The sequence below is a fragment of the Streptomyces filipinensis genome (assembly GCF_014649495.1).
Classification (GTDB): Bacteria; Actinomycetota; Actinomycetes; order Streptomycetales; family Streptomycetaceae; genus Streptomyces; species Streptomyces filipinensis.
Genome location: NZ_BMTD01000005.1, coordinates 411,931 through 427,761, shown reverse-complemented (window position 1 = coordinate 427,761; position 15,831 = coordinate 411,931). Strand labels below are relative to the sequence as shown.

Here is a 15,831-nt window from a genome sequence, read left to right as displayed (position 1 = left end):
TTGAGTGCACCGCCTCACTCGACGGCTACCATCGCCTTCCATGCGCCCGGGCGCATGCCTGTCGCCTTGTAGAAGAACACCGAGAAGTTGGATGCGTCGGGGAAGCCGAGCGTGGCGGCGCAGCGGGCTGCGGTGAGGCGGTCGTGCGCGAGGAGCCGTTTGGCTTCCACGATGATCCGGTCGACGATGTACGCCTTCGCGGTGCGGCCTGTGGCCTGCTGCACCGCTCGTGAGAGGGTGCGGGGCGCGTATCCCAGAGCACGGGCGTAGTAGCTGGCGTCGTGGTGGTTACGGAAGTGCGTCTCGACGCTAGAGCGGAACAACTGGAACACCGGATGTGTGAACCGTGCTTCGGCGTGCGGTGGCCGCAGCCGGGCGATGAGCGCGGAAAGCAGGATTTCGGGCAGCTCCGTGGAGAAGTCCTCGGGTGGGGCGAATGCTTCGAGGAGGAGATGGTTGCGCGCGGTGTCGACGAACAGCCAGTCGGCGTCGGGGATGCTCCAGTGCGCGGCCAGGTCCGGGGAGGCGACAAGCTGCCGGGTGGCGTGGGTGACCGGCGCTGTCGGCACGAACAATACGAGGTGCCCCGCCACATCGCCGATGTCGTCCCACCGGTGCACCGCTCCGGGTGGAATCCACGCCGCGGAGCGCTCTGTGAGCGGGTGGTGCAGGAAGTCCACCGTGACCGAGCCGTGTCCAGCGTCGATGACGGCGAGCACGTGGAAGTCGGCGCGCTGGGTGCCGCCGTCGTTCAGCTCGCGAAGGCGGTCGAACGTCATGGTCTCGACCGCGGCGGCGCGGCGCCCTGCGGGCTGGTAGCTCATATGCCGAATCACGGTCACGTGTCCAGTTTTCACCATCGGGCGACCAGTCACGCCGATGCCCCGTCCGGGTGCAGAAGTTTCAATGAACTCTCAGGACAATCGCTCAGAACACTGATTGGAAGAAGAGCCACCATGAGCATGACGCAGCAGACGCTTCTGCCCGTTTACGACCACCGGCCGGGGACCGGACCAACCCTGGTGTTCCTGCACTACTGGGGTGGTTCCGCCCGTACCTGGGACCTCGTCGTCGACCGCCTCGCGGGCCGTGACGTGCTCACGGTCGACTTCCGCGGGTGGAGCCGGTCGAGCGCTCTGCCCGGCCCCTACACGCTCGGTCAGCTCGGCGACGACACGCTCGCCGTGCTCGCCGACGCGGGGGTCACCGACTACGTCCTGGTGGGGCATTCGATGGGGGGCAAGGTCGCACAGCTGGTCGCGGCCACCCAGCCCGCCGGCCTGCGTGGCATCGTCCTCGTCGGCTCCGGCCCGGCGAAGCCCGCCGCACAGATCACCCCCGAGTACCAGGAAGCCCTGTCCCACGCTTACGACTCCGCCGATTCCATAACCGTGGCACGGGACCACATCCTCACCGCCACCGAGCTGCCCGCATCGGTCAAGGCGCAGATCGTGACCGATTCGCGGACCGTCACCGACGCCGCCCGCACCGAGTGGCCGCTGCGCGGCATCGCGCAGGACATCACCGAGCACACGCGCATGGTCAGCGTTCGGGCCCTCGTCGTCGCCGGAGAGAACGATCAGGTCGAACCCGTCGACGTGCTCCGCGACAACCTGGTGCCCTACCTCTCCCAGGCCAACTTCGTGGTGGTCCCGCACACCGGTCACCTGATCCCGCTGGAAGCCCCGGCCGACCTTGTCGAGGCCATCACGGCCTTCGCACCAGCAGCCTGACCACGACATCGCCGGTGCTTCCGCCCTGGACATGCTTCAGGCCATGGCCCGCGGCGAGCGCGAGCCCGAAGTGCTGACCGGTCTGGACGGTGAAGCCTTCAGCGCAGTCGGACTCGTCCGCCGAAAGGTCGAAGTGGGAGCTCAGGGCAAGCCCGAAGTCAGCGAAGTAGAGCTGGCGGCCATCGGTCAGGATGTTGGCAAAGTGAGCATCGAAGTGGACAAGTCCGTGAGAACTCATGAAGTCGGCTCCGCTCATCAGAGCTTCCTCCACCCAAAGGAAGGGCAAGCCGACCCCGCCCTCCGACACGGCGGGTTTGCGGTGGTCGGCCAGCCATCCGGCGAGTGTATGCGGCACGTGCTCCAGGAAGACCACCAGACTGTATGAGGACTGACCGATGGCCTCCAGCCGGTCACGAACGGCGGGGGATCCCTCCCAGTGGGCGACGGTCCCCTCCAGGCCCCCGAACTCGTCGGTGAATCCTTCGGGAGGGGAGTCAGGCAGAATCCGCCAGTGGTACATCAGGGGGAATCCCGCACACTCTCCGCAGAGAACCCAGTTCGTGGTCATGGTGTGCACAGCAAGCTCCCGCCAAGCACCGAACCCGGTCGGGCCCACCCCGTACTGGTAGAACATCGGCAGTTCGAACACGTTCGCCGTCGACCGCACATTCTCCCGGCGCAATTCGACCTCCGTCAAAGGGATCCGCTTGACGAAGACGCGCGTTCCGTTGATGTCCAGCTCTGCCGACCTGCCGCCGATGCCCGACCCGAGCGGGGTAGCGGCTGCCACGACCTCCCCGAGCCGGTGATCGCTCAGCAAGGAGAGCTGAGTGCCCACGATCCCGTAACCAGCCAGGCGCGCGGCACGCAGCAAATCCTGGTCCAGCATCGACGGCTCCTCGGTGCCCGAACCAGGGCTTCGACAATCCCATGTACGGCGCCGACCATACGCTGATAAGGGCAGCCAGTCTCAATAAATGGCCGGATGACGAACGAAGTTGGATCCGGGGGCGCGTTCGCCGAGCGGTTACTGTGGCCGTGCGCCGAACGGTTCCGCCCGGCCTCTCCAAGCCCTCACCTTGCACCGCGGCGAGCAGAACACCACATCCGCGCGGCAGCCGGTGCTGGTCACCCAACGGCCCCGCACTCCAGGCACCGCACCTCGCCCGTACCGTCCCGGATGGCCGCCAGACGCCGGCGTAACCGCCACGCCACTGCCTGGACCGACACGCCGACGAACAGGACTTCGCCCCGGGCCGGGCTCCCGGCCTCAGCCGTTCCCCGCAGCACCGGCAGATCCTCTCCCCGGCCCGACGAGGCCGGAGACAGACGTCTGCCGGTGGCAGCGGATCGTGGACCGTCTGCGCTCCTGCTACAGGCCGAGGGTTACGCCGCGGGCATCCTGCACACCAGCGCCTGTCTCCACGACGTCCCCGTGGACGACAGCGCGCAGGCGGCCCGGGCCCCCGCATCAAGCGCAGCCAGATCATCCAGGAACCCGGACACCGGCTCGTGACGGTGATCGAGGAAGCAGCCCTGCGCCACCAGGTCTGCGATCCCGAACGCAATGGCGGCCCAACTCGGCCACCTCCTGACTGCCGGCACCCTCCCCCAGGTCTCTGTCGGCATCATCCCCTTGGTCTCTCCCTCGTGGGGACAGTGGCCGCGTGAGACCTTCCACGTATACGACGACCGGCTCGTCAGCGCCGAACTCGTATCCGCCCGCGTACGGATCACACAGCCAGACGAGATCGTCCTCTACTTGAAAGCGTCCGAACAGCTACGTGGCGCGGCCCTCTACGGAGCCGAAGCCCGAAGCCTCATCACACAGGCCATCGACGCTGTTCATTGACCGCATACTGAGCAGAAACCCTTGTCCGGGGCGGATATGCGGGACAACGCTGTGGCTTGTGACGGCGCTCTTTGAATTCGGCTCTGCCCGCGATTGCGTGACGACTACGCCCAAGCACCGCACGGGCACCCTCGTTGAAGCTGAGGCGGATGGCGATCGAGAAGGCGTACGGCAACGAGGCCGAGGCCCTCTACCGGACGTGATCTTCCTGATGGGGCGTCAACTGATCGTCACCTTGAAGATCTTGTCCGAGCCGTCGGCGGCACCTCCGTTGTTGTCGCAGTTGGTGGTGGACAGCCACAGCTGGTCGGCGCCCGGCACCTTGGTCACGGTGCGCAGCCGGCCGTAGGTGCCGACGTAGTACGCGCTCGGTGTGCCGACGCTCTCGGTGTCGCCGTTGACGGGGATGCGCCACAGGCGTTCGCCGCGCAGGGACGCCATGTAGATCACGTTGCGGACGATGGCGATGCCGCTCGGCGAGGCCTCGGAGACGTTCCAGGTGGCCTTGGGGTTGGTCATGCCGGCGACGTTGCAGCTGCCCTCGCAGGTGGGCCAGCCGTAGTCGGCGCCGGGCTTGATGAGGTTGAGTTCGTCCTTGGAGCTGTTGCCGAACTCCGCCTCCCAGAGCCGCCCGTTGCGGTCGAAGGCGAGGCCCTGCGGGTTGCGGTGGCCGTAGGAGTAGACGTAGTTGCCGAAGGGGTTGCCGGGCGCCGGCTTGCCGTCGGTGGTCATGCGCAGGATCTTGCCGTTGAGGGAGTTCTTGTCCTGCGCGAGGTCGGGCTGCTGGGCCTCGCCGGTGGAGACGTACAGGTAGCCGTCGGGGCCGAAGGCGAGGCGGCCGCCGTTGTGGTAGCGGTTCTTCTTGATGCCCTGCAGCAGCACCTTGTAGCCGCTGAGTGTCGTGCCGTCGTAGGTCATGCGGACGACCCGGTTGCCCTCGGCGGCGGTGTGCATGAAGTAGACGTAGTGGTCGGTCTCCCACTTGGGGTCGACGGCGACGCCGAGCAGACCGCCCTCGCCGTTGGTGGTGACCGCGTTGGGAACCGTGCCCACCTGTGTCCTCGTGCCGCTCTTGGTCAGCTTCCACACCCGGAAGTCGTCCCGCTCGGTGACCAGGGCGGACTGGCCGTCGGGCATCCAGTAGGTGCCCCAGGCGATGGTCCAGCCGGTGGACAGGGTGGCGATGGAGGACGGGACACCGCCGTCGGTGGCGCAGGCCTTGGTGGTGAAGGAGACCGTGTTGCTCGGCGCGGAGACGTTGCCGGCGGCGTCCCGGGCGACGACGTTCAGGCTGTACGGGCTGTCGCAGGCGAGCCCGGTGAGCGTGGTGGACGTCCCGCTGGTGACGGTCTTGTAGACGGTGGTGTCGCTGCGCACGTCGTAGGCGGTGACCGCGTGGTCGTCGGTCGAGGCGCCCCAGGTGAGGTCGACCGTGTTCGAGGTGACGCCGGCCGTGTGCAGGGTGCCGGGCGCAGTCGGCGGTGTGGTGTCGGAGCTGGGCTTGGTGGTGCAGTCGACGACCGGACTGGCGGGCGAGGTGTTGCCGGACGCGTCACGGGCGATGACCGTGAGGTCGTAGGTGGTGTTCGGGGCGAGCCCGGTCAGCGTCTTCGAGGTCGTGTCCCCCGGCGCCTCGCCGATCTTGTTGCCGTGTTCGTAGAGGTCGTACGCCGCCACGCCCACGTCGTCGGTGGACGCGCCCCAGGACAGGGTCAGACGGTCCTCGCCGATGTCCGAGCAGGAGGGCTGCCCGGGGCGGGTGGGGGCCTGGGTGTCGGTCGGCGTGCCGAGGCTCACGCGGTCGAGGTTGGGGCCGCCGTTCGCCGTGGTGGCCGTCGCCCGGATCTTGTTGCTGCCCGCCTTCAGGGTGACGTTGACGGACTTGGCGGCCCAGGTGTTCCAGTCCGCCGTGGCCGGGAAGGAGACTGCGGGCGCGACGACGGTGCCGTTGACGGAGAGGTCCATCGGCCGGTCGGCCGTGGTGCCGTTGGCGTACCGCAGGGTGACCGACGCGGGACCGGCGGAGGCCGCGCTGACCGTGAACTCCACGTAGGAGCCTCTGACGTTGGTGTAGTCGACGAAACCGGTGCCCGTGAAGCCGGTGTGGTTGCTGGCGACAGTGCCCTGGGAGATCAGGGCGTCCTCGGCCTGGTAGTCGGTCGCCGCGAGGGCGGTGCCCTGGCTGAGGCCGGCCAGGGGCAGCGCGAGGGCCGCGGCCAGGCCGTACGGCAGAACTCTTCTGAGATGCATGGGTGTTCCCCTTGTTTCCCCTCAGCCCGTGTACTGGGTGAAGACCTTGAGGTAGTCGTACGGCTGCTGCGGCACGCCGCTGCAGGAGTCGCCGTCGGTGCCGGAGCCGCAGGGGCGGTCGCGGTTGGCGGACCAGTAGGTGAGGCGCGCGATGTGGTGCTGCCGGGCGTAGGCGAGCATGGTCCGGAAGTCGGCGACGCGGACGCGCTCACCGGAGTCGTCGGTCTTTCCGTTCATGGACGACAGGCCGATGTGGGCGTAGGCGGTGGCGTCGTCGTAGCCGTAGGCCGCCTTGACCCGGGCCTTGAGGCCCTCCATGGCCTGCGTGGTGAGGGTGCCCATGTTCGTGGTGCCGCCGCCGAAGTCGAACGGCATGACGCACCAGACGTCGTCGGCCAGGCCGGACCTTGCCGCGCGCTTGATCATGTCGACGCCGGTGGCGTCGGGGCCGCTGGTGGCGGTGCCGAAGGTGATGACCGTCTTCAGGCCGGGGTTGTTCGCCTTCACGGTCTTCAGGGCGTCCACGACACGCTGGCGGACGGTGGCGTTCGACCACTCGGTGTTCTCGATGTCGATGTCGAGCGCCTTCAGCCTGTACGCGTTGATCACCTTCTGGTAGGCGCCGGCCAGTGCGGAGGCGCTGGAGCACTTCTCCCCCAGTTTGGCACCGCTCCAGCCGCCGACGGAGACGATCACATCGCCGCCCGCGGACCGTATGCGGTTGACCGCCGACTGGTCGCCGCCGCCGGTCAGCGGCCGGGTGCCGTCCCACTTGGGGTTGCAGGTGCCGTCGGACAGGACGAAGGCGAGGGTGAACCACCTGTCGCCGGTCGCGGACATCACCTCGGCCGGGTCCGGCGGATCGCCCCAGCCCAGGTACTCGTAGGGGGCGACGGCCATGCCGGGGGACGCCGCGAGTGACTTCACGGCGGCGGTGGGCCTGACCCTGACGAGCCGGGTCTCGCCGGGGCGGAGGGTCGCGCTGTAGGAGCCGGTGACCGTGCCCTTGTGGGAGCCGGACCACAGGTCGGTGACGTCACCGGAGCCGGTGAACCCGACCTGGGACCAGTTCACGGTGACCGTGGCGCTGCCGGAGGTTCCGGTGTTGAACAGGGCCACCACGTAGTCGCCGTTGCTCTCCCGCTTGCTCCAGACCTGCTTGACCCCGCTGTTCACGATCCGTTTCGCCGCGGCCCCGTCCTGGTCCACGCCGATCAGCCGGTCGTTGGTGAGCATCGCCTTGTCGACCGGGTCGAGGTGGGTCAGGTCGGTGCCCAGCAGCAGCGGTGCCGCCGCCATCGACCACAGCGTGAACTGGGAGCGGCGCTGGTCGGCGGTGAGTCCCGCCTGGTCGCCGTTGCCGATCTCCAGGGAGTCCAGGTCGTTCCAGCCGCCGGGCCCGGCGTACGGCTGCCAGGCGGCGGCCGAGTCGAAGCGGGTGGAGACATGGGACCAGTTCGTGAGCGGGTAACCGCTTCCGTTGGAGCCCGGCCCGCAGTAGCACTCGACGTCACCCTGGGTGCGCCAGCTGTTGGCGAGCGCGCGCCAGGTGGAGGCGTGGTCGAGTGCGAGGTTGTTGGACAGGGCGAAGGTGATGGGCCGGCCGGTGGCGCGCAGGGCCTTGTCCCAGGCCTGGACGTCGGGGATGTCCTGGCTGCCCACGCCGTCGATCTTCAGGTAGTCGACTCCCCATGAAGCGAACTGGCCGGCCCACGAGTTGACGAACTCCTGGGCGCCGGGCCGGGAGTAGTCGATGGCGTACATGTTCTTGCAGTTGTAGTTCTTCTCCGTCTTCGAGGTGTCCGCGATGTCCTTCGCGTGGTACGGCGTGCCCTCGATCGGGGTGTTCTTCAGGACGGCGTTCTTCGCGATGCCGGGGGTGACGTAGAAGCCGAACTTCAGGCCCTTGGCGTGGACGTGATCGGCGAGGGCCTTGATGCCGTCGGGGAACTTGGCGGTGTCCACGGCCCAGCGGCCGTGGGAGTCGACCGTGAAACCGTTTTCATCACATTTCTGCCAGAAGTCGTCGAGGTTGACCTGGACGAAACCGTGGTCCTTCAGGCCGCTCGACGCCAGCGCGTCGGCCTGGGCCCCGATCTTCGCCTCGGTGGGCTGCCGGCGTACGAAACTCCAGCTGCTCCAGCCCATGGCGGGCCGCGGGGACTGGCCGTTGTCGGAGGCGGCCGCGGGGTGGGCGGCGCCGGCGAGGGGCACGGCGGCTACGACGAGCAGCCCGGCCGCCGCCGTCGTGAGGGTTCTGAGCCGGGTCATGGACGTCCCTTCGGGGCGGGTGTGGCGTAGGAGGTGCCGATCCAGGCCTCGTCTATCCGCAGCCGCTGGTAGCGGGTGGTGTCGGTGGAGGCGGCCCAGGTGGTGTCGACCTCGAGGCGGACATAGCGGGCCGTGGTGCCGGGCAGGTCGATGCCCTGGATGCCACGGGCGCTCGGGAGTTGTCCGGACTTCACGGGGCTGCCCCAGTTCTTGCCGTCGTCGCTGAGGTAGACCTTGTAGGCCTTGATCCGCGCGGACTGTTCGGTGGCGGAGCGGGCGTAGGCGACGGAGTCCTCGCGCTGGTTCAGCCCGAGGTACTGCGCCTTCTGCGCCGTGCCGAGGTCGAAGGTGAGGCTGACCGGGAGCGTCTTGTCGTTGTCCCAGTAGGTGAGGTGGTCGCCGTCGCCGGCGGCGGAGCCGGAGTGGCCGCTCGCGGACGTGCTCGCGGTGACCTTGACGCCGGTCGCGATGCCCTGGCGCCCCGCGGTGATCACCTTGAAGACGGTGTCGTACGGGTCCCAGCGGCCGAGGCCGGTGAGGGTGAGCACGCCGCCGGACTGCGACCAGGAAACCGGCGCTCCGGTGCGGAGGTTGGTGACCGCCGCGATGCGGTACCCGTTGTCGCGGACGCGCAGGGTGCCGGTGCTCGGCGGGGTCAGGACGTGGACGTACTGCCGGTTCGGGTCGTCCTTGGCGACGGTGGTGACGCCGTGGGCGCCGTCGTTCCAGAAGCCGGGCTTGAGGCCGCCGTACAGGTAGCCGCCGCCCTCGGTGCCGTGCAGGGACTCCCAGATCTTGTCGAGGTAGGAGTTGGCGAAGTTGTTGAAGTCCGCCTGGTTCGCCGGGAACTTCCCGTTGACCTGGGCGGTCTCCGCCATGAGCGCCTTCACCGAGGAACCGGCGTTGGTGATCAGCCGGCCGAGCGTGAGCATCTTGTCGACGGTGGGGTTCGAGCCGTCGTACCACCAGGCCCCGGTCGACGGCAGCTTGAAGTCGGCCTCGGTCAGGCGGGGTTGGGCGGTGTAGACCGCCTGTGGGTAGTCGTAGGCGGGCGTCATCCCCGTCTTCTGCTCGTTGCTGATCATGTCCATGATCGGCGTGTCTTCGTTGTTGTTGCTGAGCGTGTAGTCCGGGCGCTTCTGATAGATCTGCGCGTAGAGGTTGTGGCTCTCCCAGTACGCGTTGTCGTTGTCGATCCAGAAGCCGCCGAGGTCGGGGTAGCGGTCCATGACCTCGAAGAAGTTGTCGTACGAGAACTGCCCGAAGCCGTCGCGGGTGGTGAGGTCGACGTTCTTGCCCTTGTAGGCGGAGTAGGCGGCCGAGTCGAGCCACTCGTGGCCGCCCTCGTCGTGCCACTGGGGGTCGTCGGTCATGTAGAGGATGACCTTCATGCCCTTGGCCTTCGCGGCGTTGATCAGCTCACCGAGGAAGTCCCGCCTGGTGGAGCAGGAACCGGGGATCTTCGACGGCCACGGGCGGGCGTAGCCGAGCCGGCTGTGGAAGGTCGCCAGCACGATGTACTGCGTGTGCAGTTTCCGCGCCTCGTTCACCCAGTAGTCCGGCGTCCAGCCACCGCTGGTGACGTCCTTCTCCCAGGCGGTGCAGCTGGTGTGCGCGGGGGCGGTGCGCAGGCCCCAGTGCAGGAAGAGGCCGCCGACGGAGGCGCGGAGGAAGGCCTGGCGGGGGTTCTCGACGTCGCCGGGTGTTACCGGTGCCGCGCAGTTCTGGCTGGATCCCCTCGCCGACACGCGCAGGGCGCCGCCGTTGGCGGTGTGGCTGTCGCTGACGCAGTAGCCGGTGACGGACTGGAAGCCGAGGTCGTGAGGTGAGTTGCCGCCCTTCTGCGCTGTGAACCGGGTCAACCGGATACCGCTCGCCGCGTTGGCGATGAAGGCGGGGCGGCCGTCGTCCGCCGCGAACTTCACTGAGCTGTCGGTGAAGGTGACGCCGTCGGCGTCGTGCAGGTACCAGCCGTACGCCGGCCGGGTCCCGATGCTCTTGGGGTTGTAGTCCTTGGCGTCGTTGCTCGGCACACCGGTGGACATGGTGCCGTTGCCGCCGGGGACGGTGATGTTGACGTGGTTGAAGGTGACGTCGCTGATGCGGTGGCCGTCCTCGCCCCACAGGGTCGGGCTGAAGGACGGGCTGTTGCCGGTGGCCGTGATGTCGTCGTAGGTGATGTTGCTGATCGAGCCGACGCCTGGACTGTTTCCGCATCGCTTACGGGTGCCGATCTTCTCCATGATCGGCGAGTGCACGTCGGTCATGGTGATGTCGCGGTAGTGGACGTCGGAGATCTTCGCGCCGTCCATGGAGACCATGCCGAGCCCGGACTTGTCGGCGCCCTCGATACGGATCTTCTCGAACTGGTAGTCGGAGAAGTCGCCGCAGGTCTCGGAGCCGAACATCAGGGCGTTGCAGCAGCGCGCCGACAGCACCGAATCACTCACGCGCACGTGGCCGTTGGGGAGTTTGGCGCCGAGGGCGTAGTCGCTCTTGAAGACCAGGGCGTCGTCGTTGGCCGCGATGTGCGCGTTGGTGATCGTGACGTCGGTCGTGGAGATGACGTTCCAGCCGTCGCGGTCGCTCGCGGTGTCGATGGTCAGGTGGTCGGAGACGACGTTCGTGCAGCCGTTGATCAGGGCGCCGAAGTGGCCGCCACGGCGCAGCGTGAGACCGTCGCCGAGCCGCAGCCCGTCGCAGCGGGTCAGCGAGAGGATCTTGTCGGCCTGCCCGGACCTGGGGTTTCCGGTGATCAGGTTGCCGCCGCCGTCGATGACCCCGTCGCCGGTGAAACCGATGTCGGTCAGCCGGTCGCCGTAGATCATCGCGTCGTGGAAGTGGCTGTGCCCGTAGTCCTGGTACTTGTCGTTCGGGTTGGACTCGGGCGGGTCGTAGGTGCCTGCGGAGGAGCCCTGGAGGGTGGCGCCCTTGTCGACCTGGAGCGTCACATGGCTCTTCATGTGGATGGTGTTCTTGGACTTGTAGGTGCCGGCCGGGAGGCGGACGGTGCCGCCGCCCGCCGCGTTGGCCGCGGTGACGGCCTTGTCGATGGCGGGGGTGTCGTTGGTCGAGCCGTCACCCCTGGCGCCGTAGTCGCGCACGTCGTAAACGGCTGCCGGGCGGGGCGTGGCAGGGTGCGGGGCCGCGAAGGCGGCGGGGTGGGTGAGGCCGAGGACGACGGCGAGGACGCACAGGACGATCGCCGCCGCCCGTCTCGGGTCGGCGATGGCGGGTTTCACGAAGACCGCTCCTCTAGGCGAGTTGGTAGCCGCGGAGGTTGGTGAGCAGCAGGTAGGTGTCCTGCAGCGATCCGGAGGTGTCGCCGAGGGAGCGGTAGATGCCCCACTTGGGGCGCACCCGGTCGGCGAGGAAGGTGTCGACACCGGACCTGGACTTGTCGACGACGGTGGTGGAACCGTTCTTGAGGATCCAGCGGACGGAACCGGCCGAACCGTTGCCGACCTTGATCTGGAAGTCGACGTCGGTCCACTTGTCGTGCAGCGGGTCGAGGTTCGTACGGCCGACGAGGATGTCGTCGATCGCGAGCCGCAGTTCGATGGTCTGGACACCGTTCAGGCGCCGCAGCGACTGCACGACGATCGGCGATGTGCCGGCGCCGGGCTGCTTCATCTGCATGATGTGGGTGAAGGTGGTCGTCGCCTTGAGGGTGCTGGGGATGTACATCGAGTACGTGAGCCGCCAGGTCTGGCCCTCGGTCCACTTCAGATAGCTGCCGGCGCCGGTGCGCAGCCCGGTGACCTCCTGGCGCTGGCGGTCGGTGGAGGTGTCCCGGTCGACCGTGTGCATGTTGAAGCGCCAGTTGTCGCCGGTGGCGAAGATGTGCGGATGGCCCGCCGGGTGGGAGTGCGCGCGGTCGTCCTCGACGGTCTCGAAGGCGCCGAGTCCGTCGCTGCGTGCCGACGGCGACCACTTCAGCTGCCAGGAGGCGGCGTGCGCCTCGGTGGCGGGCAGGCCGGTCGCTGCTGCCACGGCACCGCCGAGTGCGGCGCCCAGCACAGCCCTTCTGGACGTGCTCATGACACTCAATCACCTCGCAGTTGCTCGTTCATGATCAGGAAGGCCCCGAGCCCGTGGAAGTCGTTGGTGGCCCGGGTGCGGCCCACGTAGTACGCGTAGTCGCCGACGTTGGTGCCGACGGAGATGTCGGCCAGGTTCGTACGGCCGTCCGCGCCGACCGACAGCCGGGCCAGCACCCCCTGGTGGCCGCGCTGGGCGACCGCGTTGAAGCGCTGGTCCAGATAGCCCTGCTGGACGCCGCGGGAGAGGGCGTAGGCGAACATGCTGGAGCAGGAGGTCTCGGCCCAGTTGTCCGGCCGGGAGCCCTTGTCCATCACCTGGAACCAGCGCCCGGACGCCGGGTCCTGGTACTTCTCCAGCGCCGAGGCCAACGACCGCAAGGTGCCGAGCAGTTGAGGACGTCGGGGCTGGTCGGCGGGGATCGCGTCGAGGACGTTCACCAGCGCCATCGCGTACCAGCCGACGGCACGGCACCAGTGCTCCGGGGCGAGTCCGGTGGCCGGGTCGGCCCAGCTCGCCGACCTGGACTCGTCGTACGCGTGCCGCAACAGGCCGTTCGCCACCTGGAGGTGACCGCCGTAGACGGCCAACTGCTCGGCGGCCTCGTGGTTCGTGTAGGCACCGTCGCCGAACTCTTTGCCGTACTCGACCAGGAACGGGTTCACCATGTAGGCACCGTCCGCCCACAGCTGGTGGGCCCGGCTGCTGGTGTCGGCGTGCCAGAAGCCGCCGTCGGAGGTGCGCGGATAGCTGTTCAGGCGGTCGCGGATCTTCCGCGCGGCCTTGCGGTAGCGGTCCTGGCCGGTTTCGTGGTGCAGGATCACCAGCAGTCGCCCCGCCTGCATGCTGTCGAGGCTGTTGAAGGACTGGTCGATCGTGCCGTCGCTGTGCACGAACCGGTCGACGTAGGCCTTGATGTAGGCGAGCAGGCGGGGATCATGGGTGCGCCGGTAGACGAGGTACTGGCCGTAGAGGTACAGGCCCACGGGGTACGACCAGCCGCCGATGGTGGCCGGCGTGTAGCGCGCCATGGTGGAGTCCACGACGGCCGTCGACCAGTCGCGGGCGGCGGCGGGGCGGGGCGCGGGGGCCGGGGTGGCGCTGGCCGGGGGTACGGCGGTGGGCAGCGCGACCAGGGTGGCGGTGGCGAGCGTCGCCGCGGTCAGCGCGGCCCGCAGACGTCGGCGTCTCATGGTCCTCCTTCTCGGTAGGCGTACGCGGATGGATCAGCGCGGCAGCGGTGTCAGCGGTGCTGCGGACCAGGACGTCGACGAGACGGCGGTCCGGGGCGTGCCGGCAGGCGGGGTCGGTGCGGGTGTCCTCGGCCGGGCCGGCCCGCGAGCGTCGGCATCTCAGCGCCCTCCCCCTCGGTAGCCATACGCCGATGGATCAGCACAGTCGGCGGCACCGTGCACAAGCGCCGCGACGAGAGGGCGGTCCGGGGCGTGCCGGCAGGCGGGGTCGGTGCGGGTGGCGTCGCCGGTCAGGGCGTATGCCTGGCAGCGGCAGCCGCCGTGGTCGACGGTGCGCAGGGCGCAGCCGCGGCATGGTTCGGGCATCCAGGACTCGCCCCGGAAGGCGTTGAAGGCCCTCGACTCACGCCAGATCCAGGCAAGTTCGCGGTGCGTCACGTTGGGCGGGTCCAGACCGGGCAGGGTGCCGGCCGCGGGGCACGGCAGCACCGTGCCGTCCGGAGTGACGGTGAGCGAGACGGCGCCCCAGCCGCCCATGCAGGGTTTCGCCGTGGCGTCCACCAGGTCGGGGGCCACCCACACCAACTCCAGTGTGCCGCCGAGGCGTTCACGCCAGCGGACCACTCGGGCACGGGCGCGCTCGACCTGGGCGGGTGTCGGCAGCAACGCGGCGCGGTTGCGGGCCGCCCAGCCGTGGTACTGGGTGTTCGCCAGCTCGATCCGGTCGGCACCCCAGTCGAGCGCGAGCCGGATCAGGCCGTCGAGGTCGTCCAGGTTGCCGCGGTGCAGGACGGCGTTCAGCCCGAGGGGCAGTCCGGCCTCGTGGATCAGCCGAGCGGCGCGTTCCTTCGCGGTGAACGACCGTGCTCCCGCGATCCGTTCGGCGGTGACGCGGTCCGCGTGCTGCACCGACAGCTGCACGCTGCGCAGCCCGGCCCCGGTCAGCTCGGCCAGCCGCCGCTCACCGAGGCCCACCCCGCTGGTGACGAGCTGGGTGTACAGGCGCGCGCCGTCGGCGGCGGCCACCAGGTCGGACAGGTCGCGCCGCAGCAGCGGCTCGCCGCCGGACAGATGGGTGTGGACGACACCGAGCGCGCCCGCCTGCCGGAAGACCTCCGACCACTGCTCCGTGGACAGCTCCCCTGACCGGCCGACCAGTTCGACGGGGTTGGAGCAGTAACCGCAGCGCAGTGGGCAGGCGTGGGTGAGCTCGGCGAGCAGGGCCCAGGGAGGACCGGGAGGTGCGGGAGGTGCGGGAGGTGCGGTCATCTCAGCCAGCCCTCCTTCCGTAACCGGTTCAGAAATTCGGGGACTTCGGCGGCGACGGGCGCGGCGGGGTGGCGTACGGCCAGCTCGGCGACGACGGCGGCCACGTCCCGGACGCCGTCGCACAGCCGGAGCACACCGCCCGCACTGCCGTCGAGCACCACCACCCGCTCCGGCAGCAGCAACAGGTCGGCGTCCCGTACCGGGTCGTGCCGCAGCACCACCCCGCGGGCGAGGACGGGGCGCCATGACGTGGCGGGCGAGGCCGGCGACGCCGCTGTCACGGGTCGCTCCGGTCCACCGCGTCGAGCAGGGCCCACAGCACCTCGCACTTGAACTCCAGTGCCGCGACGGCCCGTCGCTGCTCCTCGCGGGTGCGGGCCCGGGCGAGGACCAGGGCGAGGGCCTGCTCGGCGTCCCGGGCGCCCTGGGTGACACGGGTGCGGAAGTAGCCGAGGCCCACCGCGTCGATCCACGGGTAGTGGCGTTCGAAGGCGGCGATGCGGGTGCGCATCAGGTCCGGGGCGGACAGCTCGGTCAGGGAGGCCGCGACCGCGTCCAGCAGAGGGCTGCGCCGGCAGAAGGTGACGTACCCCTCCACCGCGAGGCGCACCCCAGGCGGGACCCGGGAGGTGTCCCACAGTTCCTCGCGGGCCAGGCCGGCCGCCTCGCCGAGCCGCAGCCAGCGCTCGATACCGCCCCCCGTGGCGTCGGTACCGTCCTGGTCGTGGATGCGGCGCAGCCAGGCGCGGCGCTCCTCGGGCCGGTCGAGCTTCGCGAGGATCAGCGCGTCCTTGACGGGGATGTGCCGCTGGTAGTGGAAGCGGGCGGCGATCCAGCGGCGCAGTTCGGCGGGGGTCAGTTCGCCGCGGTGCATCCGCTGGTTGAAGGGGTGCCGGTCGTGGTAGCGCGTCGCGGTGACCGCACGCAGCCGCTCGGTGAACTCGGCGGCCGGCCAGGCGGCGCGGCCGTCGAGTCCGGGTGGTGCCGCGGTCATGCGGCCGGGGGCGGCTGGGGCGGACGGCGGTCGGCGAGCGCGTACGCGGTCACCTCCAGCGCGGTCTCCACGATGTGGTAGTCCGGGGTCTTCCAGAGCTTTTCATCCGATGTATCCGCAGCGGAGTGGTGTGTCAGGGCAGGCAGGGAAGGACTCTCACTCATGTGTGCGTACTCGCTTTCCTGAGGGTGGGGAGTCTCGGAAGGGAGCCGGGGGGAAGATGCGGCC

The 15,831-nt window shown here is 69.2% G+C and carries 12 protein-coding genes and 1 pseudogene; 2 read left to right on the top strand and 11 right to left on the bottom strand.

The features are described from left to right. Positions 1-14: 14 nt before the first annotated feature. Positions 15-860 carry a helix-turn-helix domain-containing protein gene (locus tag IE244_RS15270; RefSeq protein WP_191874040.1) on the bottom strand — a complete coding sequence of 282 codons (846 nt, stop codon included), beginning with the start codon at positions 858-860 and terminating at the stop codon, positions 15-17. 96 nt (positions 861-956) lie between these two features. Here IE244_RS15270 and IE244_RS15265 point away from each other — a divergent pair, with 96 nt between their 5' ends. Then, positions 957-1,733, top strand: coding sequence for an alpha/beta fold hydrolase (locus IE244_RS15265; RefSeq protein WP_191874039.1), 777 nt, complete (start codon positions 957-959; stop codon positions 1,731-1,733). Here IE244_RS15265 and IE244_RS15260 read toward each other — a convergent pair. Further along, positions 1,708-2,622 (bottom strand): protein kinase family protein, encoded by a 915-nt coding sequence (locus IE244_RS15260; RefSeq protein ID WP_229854126.1) that lies wholly within the window; start codon positions 2,620-2,622, stop codon positions 1,708-1,710. The two genes, IE244_RS15265 and IE244_RS15260, sit on opposite strands and share 26 nt — an antisense overlap. Before the next feature lie 480 nt (positions 2,623-3,102). On the opposite strand from IE244_RS15260, the pseudogene IE244_RS42005 reads away from it, so the two are divergent. After that, positions 3,103-3,585: pseudogene (locus IE244_RS42005) on the top strand (Scr1 family TA system antitoxin-like transcriptional regulator); the annotation flags it as partial. 219 nt (positions 3,586-3,804) lie between these two features. On the opposite strand, the gene IE244_RS15250 reads toward IE244_RS42005, so the two are convergent. The 9 genes from IE244_RS15250 to pqqA form a co-directional block, all read right to left on the bottom strand. Continuing rightward, positions 3,805-5,835, bottom strand: a complete 2,031-nt coding sequence (locus IE244_RS15250; RefSeq protein WP_191874037.1) for a PQQ-dependent sugar dehydrogenase — start codon at positions 5,833-5,835, stop codon at positions 3,805-3,807. A gap of 21 nt (positions 5,836-5,856) precedes the next feature. After that, on the bottom strand, positions 5,857-8,106 hold the full coding sequence (locus IE244_RS15245) for an alpha-galactosidase (RefSeq protein WP_191874036.1): 2,250 nt from the start codon (positions 8,104-8,106) through the stop codon (positions 5,857-5,859). Continuing rightward, complete coding sequence (locus tag IE244_RS15240; protein ID WP_373305745.1) at positions 8,103-11,348, bottom strand: glycosyl hydrolase family 28 protein; 3,246 nt, start codon at positions 11,346-11,348, stop codon at positions 8,103-8,105. The genes IE244_RS15245 and IE244_RS15240 overlap by 4 nt, the downstream gene beginning before the upstream one ends. Positions 11,349-11,361: 13 nt before the next feature. Next, positions 11,362-12,147, bottom strand: coding sequence for a heparin lyase I family protein (locus tag IE244_RS15235; RefSeq protein WP_191874035.1), 786 nt, complete (start codon positions 12,145-12,147; stop codon positions 11,362-11,364). Between the two features lie 5 nt (positions 12,148-12,152). After that, a complete protein-coding gene (locus IE244_RS15230; protein ID WP_191874034.1) occupies positions 12,153-13,340 on the bottom strand; it encodes a glycoside hydrolase family 88/105 protein in 1,188 nt (395 codons plus the stop codon). A 159-nt stretch (positions 13,341-13,499) separates the two neighbouring features. Next, positions 13,500-14,609, bottom strand: a complete 1,110-nt coding sequence (gene pqqE, locus IE244_RS15225; protein WP_191874033.1) for a pyrroloquinoline quinone biosynthesis protein PqqE — start codon at positions 14,607-14,609, stop codon at positions 13,500-13,502. Continuing rightward, a complete protein-coding gene (pqqD, locus tag IE244_RS15220; RefSeq protein ID WP_229854125.1) occupies positions 14,606-14,890 on the bottom strand; it encodes a pyrroloquinoline quinone biosynthesis peptide chaperone PqqD in 285 nt (94 codons plus the stop codon). The genes pqqE and pqqD overlap by 4 nt, the downstream gene beginning before the upstream one ends. After that, positions 14,887-15,603 carry a pyrroloquinoline-quinone synthase PqqC gene (pqqC, locus tag IE244_RS15215; RefSeq protein WP_191874031.1) on the bottom strand — a complete coding sequence of 239 codons (717 nt, stop codon included), beginning with the start codon at positions 15,601-15,603 and terminating at the stop codon, positions 14,887-14,889. The genes pqqD and pqqC overlap by 4 nt, the downstream gene beginning before the upstream one ends. Then, complete coding sequence (gene pqqA, locus IE244_RS15210; protein ID WP_191874030.1) at positions 15,600-15,767, bottom strand: pyrroloquinoline quinone precursor peptide PqqA; 168 nt, start codon at positions 15,765-15,767, stop codon at positions 15,600-15,602. The genes pqqC and pqqA overlap by 4 nt, the downstream gene beginning before the upstream one ends. Positions 15,768-15,831: the final 64 nt, after the last annotated feature.